Origin of the sequence: Rahnella inusitata (assembly GCF_965118895.1) — a bacterium.
GTDB classification, from domain to species: domain Bacteria; phylum Pseudomonadota; class Gammaproteobacteria; order Enterobacterales; family Enterobacteriaceae; genus Rahnella; species Rahnella inusitata_A.
The window spans coordinates 67758-88984 of record NZ_CBCPJJ010000027.1; the positions used below are offsets into that span (position 1 = coordinate 67758).

Genomic DNA, 21227 nt, shown 5'->3' on the forward strand with positions numbered 1-21227 from the left:
CCATGCACCATCGCCCATTAAACGACGACAGGCACTGACTAATCATGCAACTCAGTACACGACAAGCACGTATTTTCCGACTGGCACAATTGCTTGGTGCCGGACACCCCGTGTCGGCGACCAAAATTTTCACCGAGCTTGCCTGTTCCGAACCCACGCTGACCCGGGCTTTAAAGCAAATACGCGAAACCTATTCGGCTGAGATTAAATACAGTAAGGCGACACACTCTTATCAGCTCACCGGACAAGGTACGCTGGATAAAAAAGCTTTACGTCAGATGACTCAGGCACTTCAGTCCAGTGAGGATCATAAAAGCGGGCAGGCCGTCAGCCATGTGTCGCTGGATAAAGAAAAGAAGAAGCCGGTTTCGCTCTCGCTACGTATGTCTGTTTTGCGAAAAATTGATCGGCTGGCAATGCTGGTGGAGACTTCGCGCAGTGACGCCGTCGAAATGCTGGTTGATCGCTGTATCGCTGATGTCATGAAAGACTTGCGACAGCCGCAAAGTATCGCGCAAAAATAGCCGGAACTTTTTTTGTGTCGTTCCGGCATCTGACCGGAACGACAGGATATTGCGTTACAACATTACTTTCGCCGCCATTTCCCGGCTGTAATCCCGGCTGGCATCCACCAGCACGCGGGTGTAATCCTGTTCAATATCACCGCGCAGCAGCGCGTCGGTTTCCAGGGTTTCGAGGATTTTACCGAACTTCATCACCGCAACGCGCTGGCAGAGATGGGCTATAACCCCCAAATCATGCGTCACCATCAGATACGTCAGCCCTTCCTCTTTCTGAAGATCGAACAGCAAATTAAGGATTTCCGCCTGCACTGAAACATCCAGCGCCGACGTTGGTTCGTCGAGCAGCAATACGCGCGGTTTGAGGATCAGCGCACGCGCGATGGCGACGCGCTGACGCTGACCGCCGGAAAGCTGATGCGGATACCGGCTACGGAACCCACGATTCAGGCCGACTTTTTCAAGAATAGTGTTAATGCGTTGATCGCGCTGATCGATGCGGTGAATTTGCAGCGGCTCTTCCAGAATGTCACCGATGGTATGGCGCGGATGCAATGAACCGTACGGATCCTGAAACACCATCTGCACCAGACGGCAGCGGTCGCGGCCAATCTTATGCTCCAGCTGTTGCCCGTCGATTTCCAGTTCACCCTTCCAGTGAGTGAACAACCCCGCCAGACATTTCAGCACCGTCGTTTTACCTGAACCGGATTCGCCCACCAGCCCGAAAATCTCCCCCTCGCGCACGGCAATGTTCACGTCGGTCAGCACCTGTGTGGTTTTCGCCCCCTCACCAAACGTCAGGTTCAGATTACGAACGTCGATCATGGTTTTTACTGACATTTCAGTCTCCTTAATCGGTCAGCCAGCTGGCCTGACGTTGCATTACCGGCAGCGGATAACGGCGGTTATCCATGTCCGGCAGCGCATTCAGCAAGCCGCGCGTGTAAGGGTGCTGCGCATTATCGAGATCGGTCGCAGCGATGGACTCCACCACTCGGCCGGCGTACATCACCAGTACGCGGTCGCAGAAACTGCGCACCAGATTGATGTCGTGACTGATAAAAATCAGCCCCAGACCGCGTGTTTTCACCAGATCATCAAGCAGCGCCAGCACCTGTAAACGCACGGAAACGTCAAGCGCCGACGTCGGTTCATCGGCAATCACCATTTCCGGGTCGGTGATAAGCATCATGGCGATCATAATGCGCTGCCCCTGCCCGCCCGAAATCTCGTGCGGATACAGGCCGTAGACGCGTTCCGGGTCGCGAATACGTACCACGTCGAGCATGTTCAGCACTTTGCGTTTGGCATCCTGATACGAGCAGGCGTGGTGCGAACGCCAGGCTTCGGCTATCTGGTCGCCGACGCACAGCACCGGATTCAGCGAGTATTTCGGATCCTGCATAATCATCGAGATGCGCTTGCCGCGCACCTGACGCATCTGCTTCGGCGTGGCGTTCAGCAAATCTACATCGCCGAACTGCATCCGTTCGGCAGTGATTTTGGCTTTCGCCGGATGCAGCTGAAGCAATGCGCGCCCGACGGTAGATTTTCCCGAACCGGATTCACCGACAATCGCCAGTTTTTCACGCCCGAGCTGGAAGGACACGCCGCGCACCGCCTGCGTGACCTGACGACCATTCACAAAGCTGACGTGCAGATCGCGCACGTCGAGTAACGCCGGAGCGTCAGTCATTTCGGGGATCGAGGATGTCACGCAGGCCATCTCCTAAAAAGTTGAACGCAAGGCTATTAATCAGGATCGCCAGACCGGGGATCGTTGCCACCCACCAGCACTCCATCATGTAGGTACGGCCACTGGAAATCATTGCGCCCCATTCAGGATCCGGTGGTTGCGCACCGAGTCCAAGAAAGCCGAGACCGGCAGCAGTCAGGATAATGCCCGCCATATTCATGGTGATTCGGATGATCACCGACGGCAGACACAGCGGCACAATGTGACGCCACAGCACCCGCAGCGGAGACGCCCCTTGCAAACGTACCGCCGAGATGAAATCGGCCTGACGCAGCGAGAGGGTTTCGGCGCGCGCAAGACGTGCAATCGGCGGCCAGGCTGTCAGCGTAATCGCGATCACCACGTGTTCCAGCCCGGGACCGAGGGCGGCGACAAAAGCCAGCGCCAGCACCAGGCTCGGGAAAGAGATGAAAATATCGGTCACGCGCATCAGCACCATGTCGGTTTTACCGCCGAAATATCCGGCTGTGACGCCGAGCAGCAAACCCAGCGGGCCGACGGTCACCGACACCAGCAGTACGATGTACAGCGTGATCCGCGAGCCGTACACCAGACGGCTGAAGATGTCGCGGCCAAATTCGTCGGTGCCGAACCAGTGCGCCGCCGAAGGCGGGCTCAGCGCATTGTTTAAATCCTGTACCAGCGGATGGAACGGCGCGATCCACGGTGCGAACAGCGCCACAATCATCAGCACCAGCACAATCGCCCCACCGATGGCGGTCAGCGGATTGCACGCCATCTGCCACAGGAAATGGCCGATGCGGCCAAATGCCCGTTTCACGCGCTGACGTTTTTCATCGCCCGCGCTGAGCGTCACAGAATCGAGGGAAATCGTCATACTTTTGTCCTCGGGTCAAAGACCTGGTACAGCAGGTCAGAGAGCAGATTCAGCACCACGAAAATCATGCCGACCACCAGCACGCAGCCCATCACCGCGTTCATGTCGCCCAGCATCAGGCTGCTGGTGAGATACGAACCGAAGCCCGGCCATGAGAAGACGGTTTCGATCAGTACCGCGCCTTCGAGCAGTGAGCCGTAGGCCAGCGCCACCACGGTCAGCAGCTGAACGAGAATGTTGCGAAACGCATGGTTCCACAGCACATCCCATTCGCTCAGGCCTTTAACGCGGGCGGTGATGATAAATTCCTGCGAGAGCTGCGCCAGCATAAAGCTGCGGGTCATGCGGCTGATGTAGGCCAGCGAATGAAAACCGAGCAGTGACGCGGGCAGGATCAGGTGATTGAGCGCGTTGCGAAACACCTCCCAGTTACCGGCGATCAACGAATCAATCAGCATGAAACCGCTGTGCCGCGTCACCTGTCCGTCAAGGCTGAAATCCAGACGCCCCGCGCCGCCCACCCATCCGAGCCAGGCGTAAAACACCAGCAGCCCCATCATCCCGACCCAGAAAATCGGCGTGGAATATCCGGCCAGACTGATGATGCGCACCACGTAATCCGCGACGCTGTTACGTTTCGCCGCCGCCAGCACGCCCAGCGGAATGCCGACGCCAGCGCCGAGAATGATCGCCAGCGTCGCCAGCTCCATGGTTGCCGGAAAGACGCGGACAATGTCCTGCGTCACCGGTTTACCGGTCAGCAGCGCATTACCTAAATCACCCTGCGCCAGCCCGGAAAGATAGATGCCAAACTGCGTCCACAGCGGTTTGTCGAAGCCCAGCTGGTGATAGACCTGCTGATAGGTGCTGTGGTCGGCGTCCGGCCCGACAATCGCCAGTACCGGATCCACCGGCATCACGCGGCCAATGAAAAACGTCAGCAGCAACAACCCGAACAGGGTTACGGCCACCTGCACCAGCCGTTTACCGATGCGTCCGGCAGGAATGTTCGCGTGCCAGGTTTGCGTTTGCGTGGTCATAACCCTTTACCTCCGGATGAAGGATCAGTTGCCTGACTTTCATCTTTATAAACGTCACGCAGGAAAGTGGTGGCGGAAGGATGCGGCAGGTAATTTTTGACGTCTTTGCGCACCACGATGGAATCCACCATTTGCGACAGCGGCACCAGCGCCGGGATCAGCGCGTCGTAGCGTTCCTGAATCGCGAAGTAATCCTGCTTTTGCTTTTCCGGATCGCGTTCAAGCAGCGCCTGATCGATATCCGTATTCAGCTGTTTATCGTAAAAACCGGTGCGCCACCCCTGGAAATTGGTCAGGCGCGCAGCGTCATTGTTATCGGGGTTGTAAACCAGCGCCCGCAGGCTTGAATGCGGATGCGGTTCCACACCGCTGCCGCCGCGCCCGACCAGCATGTCGAACTTGCGCTCGCGCATCGCACCGTAAATCTGGTTACCGGTGCCGGTAACGATTTTGGCGCGAATCCCGGCCTGCATCAGCGTGGACTGCACCGCAATGGCAATGTTGAGGAAGGGTTGATCGGCCAGCACCCGCAGCGTGGTGTCAAAACCGTCAGGATAACCGGCTTCCGCCAGCAGCGTTTTTGCGCGTGGAATATCCAGTTTATAACCCGGATCCGGCAGCGTAGCAGGCATCCCGACCTGAATCGGTCGCTGATGCACAATGCCGTAACCGTTCATCAGCGCTTTGCCGATTCCCTGATAATCAATCAGATAGCGCACCGCTTCGCGCACTTTAGGATTGGCAAAATGCGGCTCCTTCATGCTCATTGCCACGTAATAAATGGTTCCTTTTTTCACCGTATCGACGGTCATCGCCGGATCGTGACTCAGAGCGGTGACGTCAGACACCGCCATATTATTGGCGATATCCAGATCGCCTTTTTCGATCATCAGACGCAGGGTCTGAGATTCCTGAAAATGACGGAACACCACGCGGGAGAGACGCGGTTCGCCGCGCCAGTACTGTGGATTGCGACTCATGTTCAGCACATCTTTCGCCTGCCAGCTGTCGAGGCGAAACGGCCCAGAACCGGCTTCGTTGGTGGTCAGCCAGCGGTTGCCCCAGTCGCCGTTAACTTCATGCGCCTTAACGGTTTTGCTGTCCAGCGCCACCACGCTGCCGAGCGCGGCCAGTGAGTAAATCACCAGTTTTGGATCGTTCGGTTTAGGCAGCTGAATTTCGACAATGCCCGGTGACGGCGTGCGCACCATCTCATCGACATTCTTTTTGGTGAAACCGTAAGATTTCCACACCGATGCCTGCGCCAGATTCAGGTGCAGGATCCTGCGCATCGACCACACCACGTCATCCGCGGTGACCGGATTGCCGGAGTGGAATTTCACGCCGTCGCGCAGATGGAATGTGATCAGATCCCGCGCATCGTTCACTTCCCACGAGGTCGCCAGCGCCGGGCGGACGTTGGTCAGCTCCTGCGGATCCAGCTCAATCAGCGGGTCATACAGATTCACCACAATGCCGACGATGTCATTGCCGGTCATGGCAGCCGGATCGAGTGTCAGCAGGTTGTTCATGTTCATGCCGATAAGCAGCTGGTCGGGGGGCGTTTTCGCCTGTACCGCCCCGCCGCTCACCGTGAGCAGGAGCGCGAGGATCCACGCCCCGAAGGGTGTGCCTGTGTTCATGATGTACCTTCCGGGTAGAGTCAGAGGTTTATTATTTTTTTCTGCCCGCAGGTCAGTCTCGGCTGACGGTATGGGTTTCTATGTACTCAAAATTAATGTCCTCTCCAAGGCCGGGGCGATTCGAAAGATGTACAAAACCTTGCTCATCCATCGGGTCAACGATGCTGTTGAGATACGCAGCGGGTTCGTCGTATTCAAGGAACGGATGCAACAGGCCGCGTTCGTACCAGCGACAGTTACGGATTGCGCCGACCACCGCCAGACTTGCCGCGCCGTTGCCATGAACTTCGCAGTCCATACCGAACGCTTCCGCCAGACTGGCGACTTTCATGCATGGCGAGATCCCGCCGACGCCGTTCGCTCCGGCGCGTAAAATGTCGCAGGCTCCGGCTTTTACCCAGTCCGCACGGCTGTGATGTTTACCGCCCAGGCTTTCCGGCCCAATCACGTCGATCGACAGGTTTTCCGCCAGCCAGGCGTAAGACGCCATGCTCTCTTCTTCCATCGGCTCTTCGAACCACGCGAAGTTGAGTTTTTCCAGCGCTTTGCCGATGATCAGCGCCTGACTGCGGCTGTACCAGTGATAGCCGTCGAGCATCAGTTCGATGTCCGGCCCGACCGCTTCACGCACGGCGGCGCAGGCTTTGATGTCCATTTTTGGGTCCGGCGCGAACGCCACCGGTGGCATCCAGGTGTGCAGTTTTATCGCCTGATAACCGCGCGCCACCAGCTTTTCGGCAAACTGACCAAACTCGTCAGGCGTCGACAGCCCGCCTTTCAGTTCGTCGCCGCACATGGTGCTGCCGTAGGCGGGCACTTTTTCACGGAAGCCGCCCAGCAACTTATGCACTGGCATATTCAGTTTACGGCCCATTAAATCCCACAGCGCCTGCTCGACAAACGACAGCGCGCGCTCGGTCAGCTGGTGCGCACTGCCGCGCTGCCAGTGAACCAGATCCTGCCAAAGACGTTCCCGGTCGAACGGATTCTGACCAATCAGTACTTTTCTAAAGAAGGCATTGACCACGTGCGGACGCACTACTTCCGGTGGCGCGAACGAATAACCGCAATCGCCTTCATCGGTGGAGATGGTCAACATCGCCATTTTTGCCAGACTTTCTTCACCCGGATGCGAATGACCCGCGCTGTCTGATACACGACGCGTCGGATAAGTAAAAACAGAAACTTCAACAGAACTTATTTTCACAGCGATACCTGCCATTACTGAGAGAGTGACTGCCCGTCAGGGCGCTCCGGGATTACGGGTTCCGTCAGCTTTGTGAGCGCACTCACACTTCGTTAAAACCGTAATCCAACATTAATAAAATAGCGTTTCATTATCGAAGTTAGCCACTTTATTTGCACATTTCCACGGCTAAAAGCCGAAAATTTCGTCGTATGTTTGGGCATCTGCACGGGGGAATGTGAGCATTTTCACGAAAGCAGGGTGAAGTGTGATCTGTACAGGAAATAGGCGGATCGATTGTGTGGAAATATACCAGATACACGCTGTCAGGAGCCCGGCCTGCCCAGATTGAACTGAAAGGCAAGATAAATTAGGATCGTACTCACTATCTGACGAGCGTCGGATGCCCCTCTGGAGTGGAATATGTTGCGAGTAATTGATACGGAAACCTGTGGATTGCAGGGTGGCGTCGTTGAAGTGGCCTCGGTCGATATTGTGGATGGACAAATCGTCAACCCGATGAGCGATCTGGTACGTCCCGATCGCCCTATCAGCCATCAGGCGATGGCTATTCACAAAATCACTGAGGCGATGGTGGCCGACAAACCCTGGATTGAAGAGGTGATCCCCCGTTACCACGGCAGCCCTTATTATGTGGCCCACAACGCCAGTTTCGACCAGCGTATGCTGCCGGAAATGCCGGGTGACTGGATTTGCACCGTGAAACTGGCGCGTCGCCTGTGGCCGGGGATCAAGTACAGCAACATGGCGTTATACAAATCCCTCAAACTCAATGTAACAACCCCCGCGGAATTGCATCACCACCGCGCGCTGTTTGACTGTTACATCACCGCAGCATTACTGATCCGTATCATGGAGGAATCAGACTGGACGCCGGAAGAAATGGTCGGCATTACCGGGCGTCCAGCGCTGGTCACCACCATGATGTTTGGTAAATACCGGGGTATGAAAATTGAGGAAATCGCCCAGGATGACCCGATGTATTTACGCTGGATGCTAAATAACATCAAAGAGTTAACCCCAGATTTACGGATGACGCTTAAACATTACCTTGATGCCCGGTAGCGTTGATTCTTAATCTTCCTGACCCGACAGCTTCTGCCGGCATACGTTAAGTACCAACTGCCGCAACCAGCGGTGCGCCGGATCCACCTCAGAGCGCGGGTGCCACATCTGCGAGATTGTGATTTCGCGGGTTTTTACCGGCAGATCAAAAATCCAGAGCGTGGCCTGCGCGCCGTTACTTTCGATAACCGGCTGGCTGATGAGGAAAGAAGCCGGAACCAGCGCCACCAGATCCGACGCCTGGGCGATCGCCAGAGCGGCGGAGAAACCGGGCACGACGGTGGAGATTTTACGTTCTAAGCCGTATTCAGCCAGCGCATCATCCACCGGCCCGCGGATACCATCGCGACGGGACACCACTACATGGCCGCACGCGGCATAGTCGGCAGCGGTAATCTCACCTTTCAGTTCGAGCGGATGGCCTTTTCTGACCACCCCGACAAAGCGGTCACGGAACAGTGTCTGAATACGGATTTCCGGCCCCATATTACTCAGCACGCCTATCTCAAGATCGACCCGCCCTTCCCGCAGATGTGTGGAACTTTTTTCCGGCTTCGGTGCAAATCGCAGACAGACCCGCGGCGCCACCGCCGCCACTTCGGCGATAAGCGTTGCGCCAAAGGCCAGCACAAAACCGTCGTTAGAGCGCAGGATAAAGGTACGGTCAAGCATCGGTAAATTGAGTACCGATGCCGAAGGACGCAGCAACGCGCGCGCTTCGTGCGCAGCGTTTTGCGTGCGTTCACGGATCTCTTCGGCGTAAGGCGTCAGTACCATCTGACGCCCTGCCCGCACCAGCAGCGGATCGCCGGTCGTCGTGCGCAGGCGGCTCAGTGTCCGGCTCATGGCCGAGGCGCTCAGGCCTAAACGACGGGCAGCACCCGCCACACTTCCTTCAGCAAGAAGCACGTCCAGCGCAATGAGTAAGTTCAAATCGGGTTCAGTCATGCCTCATGATAACTCAGGCTGAAATTCGAGAGAAGGCGTCTGGTGCAGGTATTAAGTGCAAACGCTGCGCCTTCCGCACTATATTGCCCACCGGTATAGTGACTTCACTAAATATCAATGAGAGCGATAGCATTATGGAGTTATTTTCCGATAAACCAGGCGATGAGGGATTACCCGGCCGCGAACGCGGTTTTGCCATGGCTGCCGTGATGATCATGGCGACAATGTCAGTGTTCGATGGCTCGATGGTCAACATTGCGCTGCCGCAAATCGCACGGGCGCTGAATATATCCGCTGGCGATGCGGTCTGGGTATCGAATGGTTATCTGTTGTCCGCGTCCATGACGCTGGCGATTTTCGCCGCACTGGCCAGCCACATTGGTTTCCGCCCGCTCTTTCTCTCCGGGCTGACGGTATTCACACTCGCCTCGTTGGGCTGCGCCCTGTCAACATCCCTCGATATGTTGATCGTTATGCGAGTGCTTCAGGGCATCGGCGCGGCGGCAACGCTGAGTATCGGACCGGCGATATTGCGCTCCGCTTTTCCCAATCGGCTGCTGGGCCGAATACTGGGGCTGAATGCTCTGATGATCGCCACCAGCACCGCCGTGGCGCCTGTGCTTGGCGGCACAATATTATCCGCGATGAGCTGGCAGTGGCTGTTCGCGATAAACATTCCGCTCGGCATTCTTGCCGTCATTCTCACGCTGCGGGCGGTGCCTTCAAACCCTGCCAGTACGCGTCAGCCGTTTGACAGCGCGGGCGCTGTGTTATCGGCGGTGGCACTGGGTGCGCTGATTATGGCGGCAGAATCCTTCTCACATCCCGGCGCAGGCGAACTTGTTACCGCCATGACGTATGGCCTGACAGCGATTATTGCAGGCCTGGCCTTTGTCTGGCGTCAACGTCGCGCGCCTAAACCCCTGTTGCCGCTGGGTATATTTGCCTCCACCCGGTTTACACTGGCGGCATTCACGTCGCTGGCTTCATTTGTCAGCCAGGGCATCACCTTTGTCGCACTGCCGTTCCTGTTCCAAAGTGTTTACGGTTACAGCGCGTTCGTTTCCGCATTACTTTTCACGCCGTGGCCGCTGGGGATTATTCTCGCTGCCCCGCATGCAGGACGCCTGGCTGACCGCTATCCTGCCGCCATTATTTCGACTGTGGGTCTGGCAATATTTGCAGTGGGATTACTGTTACTGGCGCAACTGCCTGCGCAGCCGCCGTTCTGGGATATCGGTCTGAGAAGTTTCGTCTGCGGCATCGGTTTTGGCTGCTTTCAGAGCCCGAATAACCGTGAAATGCTCTCCAACGCCTCGCGGGAAAACAGCGGTTACGCTTCCGGCGTATTGGCAATTATGCGCACCTTCGGTCAGTGTCTGGGCGCGGCCTGCGTCGGGGTGATCCTGACCATTTACTCCGCCAGCAGTGTGTTACAGGAAGCACAGGCGGTGAAGGTCAGCTTATGGGTAGCAGTGATCGCGACTGTTCTGGCGACGGTGATCAGCGTGAGCCGGTTGCGCAGTGATAGATTGTCCGCTGGATAAGACTTGAGCGGCTGCCGGACATCACCGGGCCGCAGCTCACGCCACGTAAAAAAAAGCCGGGCACTTTCGCGCCCGGCTTTGCAGTGACTCCGTGTTTTACCACTGGTATTTCACGCCCACCATTCCCTGATAGCCCTGATAGTTGTTGTCGCCCCAAGTACTGCTGACTTGTCCCCAGGTCTGCCATTTCTGGTTAATAGAGCCGGTCACCCCGGCCTTGACTTCGTAACGGTTTACCGAAGTGGCATTTTCAAAGCGGACCTGATTGAAGTCCACACTGTCTGATGCCGGTTGGCCGTTGTACCAGTTCACTTCAAGGAACGGTTGAGCACTGTTAATGACCACCGTGTTTTGACGGCTCAGGCGCACCCCCATACGGGTTCTGATGCCGTCGTCGCCGTTGGCGTTGATGCGGGTACCGTTTTGCTCGGTGTGCCCGTCGGTTTCGTAGTGACTGTAGATCAGCTGCGCCTGAGGCGTGACCACCCAGCGGACTTCATCAGATTGTTTCAGCGCGAAGCCGTAACCGGTTTCGAGCGAGACATCCGTCCCCTGACTGTCGTAAGACTCCTGCGGCAGGCTGTCGCCGTTGACGTCATTTTTGTACCATGCGTGCTGGATCCAGCTGTCGACATAGGTACCGGTCACGCGGTCAGGCTGTGCGTACCAGGTGCCGTAAGCCCCGATGCTGTAACCGTTCACCTGCCCGCTGGCTTCATACGTGCTGTTTTTAACGCTGGTATTGCTGCTCGAGTGGCCGTAGCCCGCCATCACACCGGCGTTAATCTGGTCACCGTTTGCACCGTCGAGCTGATACAAATCGCTGCCCAGCTGTACCAGCGTGGTATGGGTTTTCTCATTGTACAGACCGCCGTTACTTTTCTGTTTGGTGTAATCACCGCCCAGACGCACCCAACCTTTCGCCATGTCGGTGTCCTGACTGCTGCGCGCTGCGCCGGAACGATCATAAAGTGTGTGCAGGAACATGTTTTGTGCCGCACGCTGGTTCGCCAGATAGGCGCCCGGCTCAGGACGGAAGCTGTTCGAGGGCGGCGTCGGAGGCGTTGGCGGTTCTGGTGGCTGCGGTGGCGTCGGTGTATCAGTGCCAGATTGCAGATACCAGTCGCCGTTGGTGGTGCTTTTCACCAGATGATATTCATACGCCCCGGCCACCGCACGACCATTGAGACTGAACACGCCGTTCGATTGCCCGCCGACATCCACCACCTGAATCCCGGTGTTGGTCTGCGCCCCGCTGCCTCCGGCATTTTTCACCGTCACCTGCGTAGTGCCGGAAGTATCCCCCGCCACCACCAGTTTATCGGTCACCGAGTTATCGCCACCGAGCACGGTTTGCAGCGCCAGCACCCCGCCACCGATGTAATTTCCGCCGACCGCTAAGGTATTACCTACCGTGCCGCCCGCCAGTTGCAGCAAGCCGTTGTTGGTCAGATTACCACTGAGGTTGAACACGCTGGCTGCCGCCGAGCCGTAGGCCGAGAGGCTGTTAAGGGCGGCCACGGTACCGCTGTTGGTAACATTGCCGCTCACCGTCCCGTCCCCCGAAAGCGTTGCGCCCGATGCCACGCTGACTTCACCGGCACCGTCCGCTCCCAGTTTTGCCCCGGCCTGCGTGCCGTTGCCAACGATCAGCGCGCCGCTGTTAATCTCCGTCGTGCCGGAGTACGCAGGCTGGTAAACCGTCAACGCGCCTGCGCCCGTTTTCAACAATCCGCCAGTGCCGGTGACGCTATTGGAGAGCGTCATGTCGGCGGCGTTGTCGATCTGCAATAAGCCATTATCGGTGATGCTTGCCGTGCCGAGATTGGCATTTTCAGAGGCGATCAGCGTGGCGTCATTGCCAATAGTGAAGTTACCGCTGAAGGTGCTGTTATCCGCCGCTAGGCTGATGACTTCAGTGCTGCCGAGCTGCACAGAGCCCGCACCGAGCAGCGCATTGTTAAGCGCGCCGCTGGCGGTCTGGCCGTTGAAGGTATCGAAAGTCAGCAGGTCATCCGCCGCGTCCATGGTGATGCTGCCGGTACCCAGACCCTGCACATTGTTGAGACGGACTTGGGAGCCGCCGGTAATAAGCGTTGAGGCTGACAGATTCGGGTTAGCGCCATCGATATTGAGCACGCTCGGGTCAACAATCAGCTGACCGCCGCCGGTCAGGCGACCGGTTATAGTGCCGCCGTTGGTGTCGCCCGCCGCACGCTGGCTGTCAGTGATGGTCAGCGTACCGCCGTTAAGATCCACCACGGTGTCCGCCATGCTGTTGAGTGCACCGATACTTTGCGTTTTACCGTTCAGATCAACCTGACTGGTGCCGAGCAGATCCAATGACGACGTATTGCCCAGCGTGTGATCAAAGCCCAGACGCAACGTGCCGTTGGTGACCGTCGTCCGGCCAGTGTAATCATTACGCGGGTTGTTGAGGGTGGCCGTTGTCGCCACATCCACATTCAGCCCACCGGCACCGGTGATCAGCGCGTGCATTTCGTTACCCCCCAGCGGTGCGCTGGAGTTCTGCACCAGAGAAACCTGCTGGCCTGCCAGTAAATCGAGTTTCACCAGGCCAGAGTAAAGGAACAAGCCGGTCTGCCCTTGCAGATTGCTGCCTGTCAGGCCGTAGTTATATGTCCCGAGTCCCACCACATTGCCAAACTGCGTCACATCGGCGGTGGTCGGGGCCAGCACATTACCTGCGGCATCGGTCAGGGTCAGATTGGCAGAAGAACCGGTATTGCCCTGCGAGAGGATTAGCGGATCTCCGATGATGTCATCCTGCTGTAATAAAGGTTCACCGACGGTGTTCGCCGGATCCGGCAGGGTTTCCAGCCCGCCGACCCGCACTTCTCCGCCGTTCAGCGCCAGCTGATTGGTGGTAATCAGCGTGTTAGTCAGCACATCAAACGTCGTACTGCCGCCGTTCAGCGCCAGATTACCGATGGCTTGCGTTCCCGCGCCCACCACGATATTGGCTGACTGATTTTGCAGCGTAGCACTGGTCAATGCCTGCGTATCCGTACCGGACAGGACAAACGTGCCCTGACCGAGATTCACCTGCCCGGCAAAGGCATTGCCGCTGCCCGCGCTTAAGGAGAAGCGGTCCGCCGCCGTCGCCATCGCGACATTCATCGCACCTTGCCCGGTCAGCGCATTGTCAAAGGCGAAATCGCCGCTGGCCGGTGTCACGTTGAGCGTACCGTTAAGCAGCACGCTGCCCGCGCCAAGATTTTGCGCGGCGGCAACGGTGGAAGAGCTGCCGGAGGCCAGATCCCACACGCCTGTAAATCCGCTGTTATCCCCGCTGAGGGTCAGATCGGTGGCTGAAATCCGGTTGGTGCCGCTGCCGGTGATGGTGCTGCTCAGCTCGCTACCGGCTCCGCTTACGCTCAGTAATCCGCTGTTATCGACCGCATTACTGAAATTACCCCCGCTGACATTGACTGCCAGCGTGCCCGGCGCGGCGATGGTTGCCGTGCCCGTACCTGCACCCTGTGCGTTGGTCAGCGTCAGCGTACCTGCGCTGACCGTCGTGCCGCCGGTGTAGGTGTTGTTGCTGCCAATAGACACGTTGCCGCTGCCCGCTTTTTCAAGCGTACCGCTGCCGCTGACTACGTTGGTGAATGTCCAGTCGGTGGCACTGTCGAGTACCAGCGCGCCGTCGTTGCTGACAGCGGCCGTCCCCAGGTTTTGCGCCGTGCCTGCCGTCAGGCTGCTCGTGTTATCGACCGTAAAGCTGCCGCCAAAACCACTGTTATCGCCGGAAAGCGTCACCGCCGAGGCTCCCTGTAACCCGACCACGCCAGTTCCGCTCAGGGCGTTCGCCAGCGTGCCGGTTGCGGCGTCAAGCTGAACACCGGTGGTTGCGCCGCTGAGGCTGATGCTGCCGGTACCAAGAGCCGCCACGTCACTGAGCAGTGCCTGCGCGGTATTATTGAGGACAACTGCGGCGCTCAGGCCGCTGTTCGCGCCGTTGACGGTCAGGGTGCCGTCGCTCACCGTCAGATTCCCTGCGCCGGTCAGCGTACCCTCACTCTGGCCGCCCAGACTCAGCGTCAGGTTGCCGCCATTGACGTTGAGCGTGGACCCGCTTGCGCCGCTCAGCGTGCCGACAGTCTGCGTTTTACCGTTGAGATCAAAGCCGGTGGTATCCTGCAATGCCAGCTCAGACGTCGCGCCGAGGGCATTATCACTGCCCGCCACCAGCGTACCGCCGCTGACCGTGGTGGTGCCGGTGTAACTGTTGGTGGCGTTGCTTAGGGTCAGCGTCTGACCGGCAGAGGCGCTGCCATTGACGTCAAGATTACCGCTGCCGGTCAGTTGTGCATTAAGCACCGCGCCGTTGGATGCCGAGTTGCTGTCCGTTGCCAGATGCAGCGTCTGACCGCTCAGCAGATCCAGCCCTTTCAGGCCGTACCCAACATACAACCCGTCGTTACCGCTGCCGGTGGAGAGCATGAAATCATAGCTGCCGTTCGCCACCGTGGTCGTGCCTTCGGTGATCGCCAGCGTCTGCGGATTACTGATCGCCTGACCGCTGCTGTCGACAAGCCCCAGGGAAGAGGCGTCGCCGGTCACTGAACCACTGGCAGCGACCAGCTGAGATTGGATCTCACCGTCGTCCTGGGCCAGCAGGTTCAACCCCGGCGCAGGTGCCGGGTTAGGCACACCGCTGGTTACCGGAATGTCTACCTGCACGGTGCCGCTGTTAATCGTCAGGTCAGTCACGTTGACGATCCCTACTGGCGATTGCGGTGGAGTTTGCCCGCTCCACGCCATGGTGCCGCCGTTCAGGGTTAAATTGCCGATGTTTTGATCTGCCGCTGCAACGGTAGTCGTGTTGCCGGTATCAAGTTGCAGCGTTGCGTTAGTCAGCGCCGAGGTGTTATCACCGTCGAGCGTAAACTGGCCCTGACCTAAAGCGACCGTGCCGGTGAAGGCGTTGCCGGTCGCAGAAGAAAAAGCGAAGGTGTCGGTGGCCGCCGTCAGAGTAGCCTGTAAGGTCCCGTCACCCGTGAGTACATTGGTGAAGCTATAGCTGCCAGCCGTCGGCGCATCAATGTGCAAAGAACCCGGTGCGGCGATAGCCACGGCCCCGCTGCCCAGCGATCCCCCCCCGGTCACTCGCAGTGCGCCGTAAACATTGGTGCTGCCGGTGTAGGTATTTGCGCCGGTTAACGTCGCGGTGCCCGCACCGAGTGCATCGACCTTTCCGGTGCCACTGATAATGCCATCAACGGTGAAATCATTAGTGCGGGTGAAGGCCAGTGTCCCGTTGTTGGTAACATCACCTACTATGCTGCCCGTCGTGGTGTTTCGACCCAAAGACAGGGTCGCACCATTGCTAATCGTCGTCCCCCCGCTGTAAGTATTCTCTGCGGTGAGATCGATAATCCCCCTGGTCGTCAATTGGCCGGTCCCGTCGATCAGCCCGCTGAGGTTGATTCCCGACGTACCGATAATGGTTCCGCCGCCACTGCCCAGCGTGATGCTATTGGTTAATTCGCCCGCCTTACTGATATCAAACGTGGCATTATTATTGATAGCCACGTTACTGGTTGCTGAACCTAGCGAATTGTCAGACGTAATTGTCAATTTCCCGGCATTAATTTGCGTGCCTCCGGTATAGGTGCTGTCACCTGTGAGCGTCAGCGATCCTGCTCCCTCTTTCACAATGCCACCAGTACCACTGATGACCGCGCCCAGCCCGAGGTTATCTTCCATATCCATCGTTAAGGTGGCGGTTCCCAGCGCAATATTCCCTCCGCCGGCGATATTGTGTACTTGCTGATTGAAGTTGTTCAGATCAAACGTGGTGCCTACCCCGACAAGCAGGGATGAACTGTCAGCAAAGGCATTCTCAACACCCGTTTTTAACGTTCCCGCCAGCAGGCGTGTAGCGCCGGTGTAAGTGTTAGCCGCTGACAGCGTCAATGTTCCCTGACCGAGCTTGTCAAGTGACTGTCCGTCCCAGGCGCTGCCATTCGCCGCCTGATCGGCTAAAACCACGTCGACGTCAAAAGCATCGCTGGCATTGGTCAGGGTGAATTTTCCCGATGAAAGCGGGGCTGCGGCATTCCACGCAAGCGCGCTGCCGATGCTGTAATCCAGACCGTCGGCGGATTTTTTCGCATCATTCACAATGTAATCCGCGTCACCCGCACCTACGCCAGTCACTGCACTGAAATCGCCGGTAATGCCACCGGTGGTGTGAATGACCACCGTCCGCGCCCCCTCCAGATCGCTGGCTTTCGCGACCGGACCGCTGCTATACCCGGAAATATTCAGTACAGAGTCGGTGGTGTTGAGGGTGGCATCGGCGGCGGTGAGCAGTGGTGCGGTGCCGCCCAACGTCACATCCAGCGTACCGTCGATAAGCGCACTGCCGCTGGCGGTCATCTGCGAATTCGCATCCAGCCTGAGGGTTGCGCCGCTGTCGATACTCAGACTCGTCGCGTTAAACATGCCGTTTTGGGTCAGATGCAACGTTCCCGCGTTGACGTCAGTTGCACCGACCGAGTTGCCGGTCGCAGAAAGCGTCAGTGTTCCGGTGCCGCTTTTGGTCAGACCGCCGGTGCCGGTGACCGTCCCGTCAAACGCCGTGTCACTGTTGTTTTGCGTCGTCAGCGTCCCCGTGCCGAGCGCAATGATCCCGGCACCGCTCAAATCCTGCACCCGTTGATTGAAATTGTTCAGCGCCAGCGTCGCACCGCTGGCAACGGTGACACTGTCACTGGTGGCAATGGCGTTTTCAATGCCGGTGGTCAGCGTCCCCGCCTGAATGCTGGTCGGGCCAGTGTAGCTATTGGCGGCAGACAGGGTGAGGTTGCCTGCGCCGAGTTTAGTTAACGACGTACCGTCCCAGCCGGTGCTGCTGGCTGCTTGGTCCGCCAGTGAGACATCTACGTCAAACGCGTCAGAGGCGCTGGTCAGAGTGAAATTACCGTTGGAAAGCGTCGTTCCTGCGTTCCACGTCAGTTCACTGCCCACGCTGTAGCTGTTGCCGTCGGTGGATTTACGCGCATCGTTGATAATGTAATCGACATCGCTTGGCGTAATGCCGGTCACCGAACTGAAATCTCCGGTGATGCCGCCGGTGGTATCAATGATCACAGTGCGTGCGCCGCTGAGATCGCTGGCTTTGCTGGCCGTGCCCGGCGTAAAGCCGGCGACATTGAGCACCGAACTGTCACCCAGCGTGGCATCAGAGGCCGTCAGCATCGGGCCGGTGCCGCCGAGGGTGACGTCCAGCGTGCCGTTCACGGTGGCGTTTCCAGTAGTGACGACCTGCGACGCGCTGTCGAGTTGCGCCGTGGCACCGGCATCAACCAGCAAGCTGGCGGCGTTGAAGGTGCCGGTTTGAGTGAGATGTAAAATACCGGCAGCGACCTCTGCCGCGCCTACACTGTTACCGGTGTTGCTCAGCGTCAGCGTACCGGCGCCGGTTTTGGTGAGTCCGCCAGTGCCGCTGATCGCGCCGTCGAATGCTGTGTCGTTGTTGTTCTGCACGGTCAGGTTGCCGGTGCCGAGCGTGACAGCGCCCGCGCCGGTGAGATCCTGTGCAGTCTGGTTAAAATTGTTGAGCGCAAGCGTGCTGCCGGTAGCCACATTCACCGAACTGCTGGTGGCAAACGCATTCTCGATGCCCGCAGTCAGCGTGCCCGCTTCAATATCAGTGGTGCCTGTGTAGGTATTGGCCTGCGACAGCGTCAGGTTTCCCGCGCCCAGTTTGGTCAGGGATTTACCGTCCCAGGTTGAGCCGTTGGCAGTTTCATCGCCCAGCGCCACATCGACGTTAAACGCGTCTCCCGCTGCGGTCAGGGTGAAATTCCCCGTCGCCTGCGAGGTGCCGGACGTCCAGGCCAGTTCGCTGCCCAGACTATAGTTTTTGCCATCGGCAGAGAGTTTAGCGTCGTTAAAGTAATAGTCTACGCCGCTGCCGGTTACGCCTGTCACCGTGCCAAAATCGCCAGTGATCCCGTTCGTGGTTTGCAGTACCACCGTACGCGCACCATTCAGATCACTGGCTTTGGTCGCCGCCACCGGGCTAAAGCCGCTCACTTCCAGCGCAGAACCTGAACCGAGCGTAGCGCTATCGGCGGTGATTTTTGGGGTCGTGCCGCCAAGCGCGACATTCAGCGTGCCCTCAATATCCGCCGCGCCCGTAGAAGTGATTTGCGCACTCTGGTCGAGTTGCGCCGTTGCGCCGGTATTCACCGTCAGACTGGTTGTGGCGTAAGCGCCGTTTTGAGCCAGGTGCAGATTACCCGCCTCCACTGTCGTTGCGCCGACCGAATTGGCGTTGCCGGAAAGCGTCAGTGCGCTGGCACCGGTTTTAATCAGATCACCGGTGCCGCTAATTTTGCCGCTGAACGCAGTATCCGTACTGTTAAGCGAGGTCAGACTGCCGGTTCCCAGGTTGATGGTTCCCGTCCCGTTGAGATTCTGTAATGTCTGGTCGTAATTCTTAAAACCAAGAATGGTGGAGCTATCCATTGTTACCGAGGAACTGGCAGCAATAGCATCAATAACGCCGAGATTGATTGTGCCGCTGGTGATTTCGGTCGTACCCGTGTAGGTATTCACAGCATTGAGCGCCAAAGTGCCGGTGCTGCTTTTCGACAGACTCCCCAGTCCACCAATCACGCCATTCATCGTCCCCGCACCAATCTGTAAGCTCGTGTCCGCATCGGTGATATTCACAACACTGTTGTCGACAGTGATTATCGCGGTGGCGGCGTGCGCATTATTACCGTTAAAGTTCAACGTTTGTGCGCCTGTCAGCGTCCAGGAAGCCTGTCCCAACAGGGTATTGACGTCTACGGTGTAGGCATCACCGTTCAGGCTTATCGTACCCGTGTAATTATTCGCCGCACCGTTAAACGAGAGGCCAAGTGAATCTGGCGTGCCCTCAGACATATTTACGCTGAACGTGCCCGAACCGGTGAGACTACCGTTCATTGCCAGCGAGTGAGCGCCGGTATCTGCATTGTAGTTCAGCGAACTGGTAGCGATGGCGTTGACGTCGCCGTTAAAAACGATGTTCGCAGCGGCTGATTGCTCGAAATCCAGCGACGAATCTGAAAGGGAAATTGGCGTAGTCAGATTATCGAAGTTGTACGTTACAGCACCGTTGAGGGGTGTGGCCTGCGTACCGTTCATGCGCAGGGTTGAAGCCTCGAGCGTGAGTGCGCTCGCGGAGAAATTGTAATCAGTGAAAAAAGTCGAGGCGTCACCCAGTTGCAGGACAGCGCCATTGGTCACACTTATCGGGCCAGTGCCAAGCGCATTGTCGGCAGACATTCCGTTCAGCGTGCCGGAGATGACCTGTGTTCCGCCACTCCAGGTGCCACTCCCCGCCAGATTGGTCTGACCCTCTCCTGCCTGTATCACCACACCGGTGCCGCTGATATTGTCATTGAACCCTACATCATCGCTGCGATTAAAGGTCAGAGTGCCGTTGTTGATGACGTCGTCAGTCAGAGAGCCCTCGGTGCCCCCGTCGCCAATCGACAACGACGATCCGGTATCCAGTGTAGTGCCGCCCGAACCGGTATTAGCTACGTCGCCGGTGATAACGACATTCCCGCTCAGTACATGAATCGCACCAGCGACCGTCAGCGGCCCGGTGATGTCCCATTCTTTATCGTTAGCATCAACATTGAGTAAGTTAATTCCGCCGTCAGTCACGCTGTTATTAAAAACGGCACTCGCTGCCGTTCCGTCTAATAAATTTAAGATGTTATTGGTTTGCCCGCTCTCGAGCGTAATCCCGCCGGTGATAAGAGAGCTGGTGTGAAAATTAAGGGTATTATTGTCGCCAAAAAGTGAGATGGCCGTTCCTGAAGTCCCGGCACCAGACGTTATTGTCCCGGCATTATTGATTGTTGCCCCACCCGCAGAGTTGGCGCTCCCCAAAATAACGGTATTCGTGGCAGAAAGAGTCCCAGTTTCATTATTCGTCAGGGTCAGACCGCTGCCAAAATTGTTCAAGGCATAGGACGATGCGCCACCGTTGCTGTTAATCAGGCCATTATTAATAATGGTGAAATCTGCGCCGTTGTTGAAACTGATGCCGTTACCGCCCTGAATAGTGCCACTGTTGGTGATGGTGTTGGCGCTGCTGCCGGTATCAAAATTAAACCCTGAACCGCTAGTTCCTCCCGTGACACTCACCCCGCTTTCCAGGGTGAAGGTGCTGCCCGTCACCGTAGCATCGGCGCTGACAGCGTCGGTCGGCGAGGTGATATTACTGGTAATATCAAAGTCGGTGCCGAGCGCGCTGGTCACATTACAGGTCGTTCCGCCGCCAGCACACCCTGCATCCGCCGAGGGCAAATCTACGGCATAGACATTTTGCATCCCGAAGGCAGAGGAAAATAAGATGATCTTCATGGCGATATACAATTTGTTTAAGGAATAATCTTTAAGCTCACGTTTTTTCTTATTTGATAGAACGTCATTTTGTGTCCTTAGCATAATTTTCTCGCCCTGTATAAGTTCAGTTATTTTCCATGAGATATGATTTTATTCACGCAATGAAATATATCCCCACACCTTGGCAAGCCAGGTGCAGAATTCATCGGCAACAACGCAGATACCGGAAAGCCATGCAGAAATGTCACGAGGATTAATGAATACCTAAGAACT

The 21227-nt window shown here is 57.3% G+C and carries 11 protein-coding genes; 3 read left to right on the plus strand and 8 right to left on the minus strand.

Annotated features, from left to right (window positions below; translation table 11 throughout):
- The first annotated feature begins 44 nt into the window (after positions 1-44).
- Positions 45-524, plus strand: a complete 480-nt coding sequence (locus tag ACMHLI_RS21855) for a tellurium resistance protein TerW (RefSeq protein ID WP_413531296.1) — start codon at positions 45-47, stop codon at positions 522-524.
- A gap of 54 nt (positions 525-578) precedes the next feature.
- Here the strand turns inward: ACMHLI_RS21855 and ACMHLI_RS21860 are convergent, their stop codons facing one another.
- The 6 genes from ACMHLI_RS21860 to ACMHLI_RS21885 are packed head-to-tail and all read right to left on the minus strand — an operon-like array spanning position 579 to position 7008.
- Positions 579-1349, minus strand: a complete 771-nt coding sequence (locus tag ACMHLI_RS21860; protein WP_413531319.1) for an ABC transporter ATP-binding protein — start codon at positions 1347-1349, stop codon at positions 579-581.
- A 25-nt stretch (positions 1350-1374) separates the two neighbouring features.
- Positions 1375-2241 (minus strand): ABC transporter ATP-binding protein, encoded by an 867-nt coding sequence (locus ACMHLI_RS21865; RefSeq protein ID WP_413531297.1) that lies wholly within the window; start codon positions 2239-2241, stop codon positions 1375-1377.
- Positions 2213-3118 (minus strand): ABC transporter permease, encoded by a 906-nt coding sequence (locus ACMHLI_RS21870; protein ID WP_413531298.1) that lies wholly within the window; start codon positions 3116-3118, stop codon positions 2213-2215. The genes ACMHLI_RS21865 and ACMHLI_RS21870 overlap by 29 nt, the downstream gene beginning before the upstream one ends.
- A complete protein-coding gene (locus ACMHLI_RS21875) occupies positions 3115-4158 on the minus strand; it encodes an ABC transporter permease (protein WP_413531299.1) in 1044 nt (347 codons plus the stop codon). Before ACMHLI_RS21875 ends, ACMHLI_RS21870 begins: the two co-directional genes overlap by 4 nt.
- The gene (locus tag ACMHLI_RS21880) at positions 4155-5801 is read right to left on the minus strand and encodes an ABC transporter substrate-binding protein (protein WP_413531300.1); all 1647 of its coding nucleotides are present in this window, start codon (positions 5799-5801) and stop codon (positions 4155-4157) included. Before ACMHLI_RS21880 ends, ACMHLI_RS21875 begins: the two co-directional genes overlap by 4 nt.
- A 52-nt stretch (positions 5802-5853) precedes the next feature.
- On the minus strand, positions 5854-7008 hold the full coding sequence (locus ACMHLI_RS21885) for a mandelate racemase family protein (RefSeq protein WP_413531301.1): 1155 nt from the start codon (positions 7006-7008) through the stop codon (positions 5854-5856).
- 402 nt (positions 7009-7410) lie between these two features.
- Between ACMHLI_RS21885 and exoX the strand changes: the two genes are divergently transcribed.
- Complete coding sequence (exoX, locus tag ACMHLI_RS21890; protein WP_413531302.1) at positions 7411-8073, plus strand: exodeoxyribonuclease X; 663 nt, start codon at positions 7411-7413, stop codon at positions 8071-8073.
- Positions 8074-8082: 9 nt separating this feature from the next.
- Here the strand turns inward: exoX and ACMHLI_RS21895 are convergent, their stop codons facing one another.
- Positions 8083-9021: a LysR family transcriptional regulator gene (locus ACMHLI_RS21895; RefSeq protein ID WP_413531303.1), complete on the minus strand. Its 939-nt coding sequence runs from the start codon at positions 9019-9021 to the stop codon at positions 8083-8085.
- 134 nt (positions 9022-9155) lie between these two features.
- Here ACMHLI_RS21895 and ACMHLI_RS21900 point away from each other — a divergent pair, with 134 nt between their 5' ends.
- Complete coding sequence (locus ACMHLI_RS21900) at positions 9156-10568, plus strand: MFS transporter (protein WP_413531304.1); 1413 nt, start codon at positions 9156-9158, stop codon at positions 10566-10568.
- 96 nt (positions 10569-10664) lie between these two features.
- Here the strand turns inward: ACMHLI_RS21900 and ACMHLI_RS21905 are convergent, their stop codons facing one another.
- Complete coding sequence (locus ACMHLI_RS21905; RefSeq protein WP_413531305.1) at positions 10665-20972, minus strand: autotransporter outer membrane beta-barrel domain-containing protein; 10308 nt, start codon at positions 20970-20972, stop codon at positions 10665-10667.
- Positions 20973-21227: the final 255 nt, after the last annotated feature.

What these genes read in the sequence shown, in the direction of transcription:
- ACMHLI_RS21855 (WP_413531296.1), top strand. Translation starts at nt 45, where the DNA reads ATGCAACTCAGTACACGACAAGCACGTATTTTCCGACTGGCACAATTG.
- ACMHLI_RS21860 (WP_413531319.1), bottom strand. Translation starts at nt 1,349, where the DNA reads ATGATCGACGTTCGTAATCTGAACCTGACGTTTGGTGAGGGGGCGAAA.
- ACMHLI_RS21870 (WP_413531298.1), bottom strand. Translation starts at nt 3,118, where the DNA reads ATGACGATTTCCCTCGATTCTGTGACGCTCAGCGCGGGCGATGAAAAA.
- ACMHLI_RS21875 (WP_413531299.1), bottom strand. Translation starts at nt 4,158, where the DNA reads ATGACCACGCAAACGCAAACCTGGCACGCGAACATTCCTGCCGGACGC.
- ACMHLI_RS21880 (WP_413531300.1), bottom strand. Translation starts at nt 5,801, where the DNA reads ATGAACACAGGCACACCCTTCGGGGCGTGGATCCTCGCGCTCCTGCTC.
- exoX (WP_413531302.1), top strand. Translation starts at nt 7,411, where the DNA reads ATGTTGCGAGTAATTGATACGGAAACCTGTGGATTGCAGGGTGGCGTC.
- ACMHLI_RS21895 (WP_413531303.1), bottom strand. Translation starts at nt 9,021, where the DNA reads ATGACTGAACCCGATTTGAACTTACTCATTGCGCTGGACGTGCTTCTT.
- ACMHLI_RS21900 (WP_413531304.1), top strand. Translation starts at nt 9,156, where the DNA reads ATGGAGTTATTTTCCGATAAACCAGGCGATGAGGGATTACCCGGCCGC.
- ACMHLI_RS21905 (WP_413531305.1), bottom strand. Translation starts at nt 20,972, where the DNA reads ATGAAGATCATCTTATTTTCCTCTGCCTTCGGGATGCAAAATGTCTAT.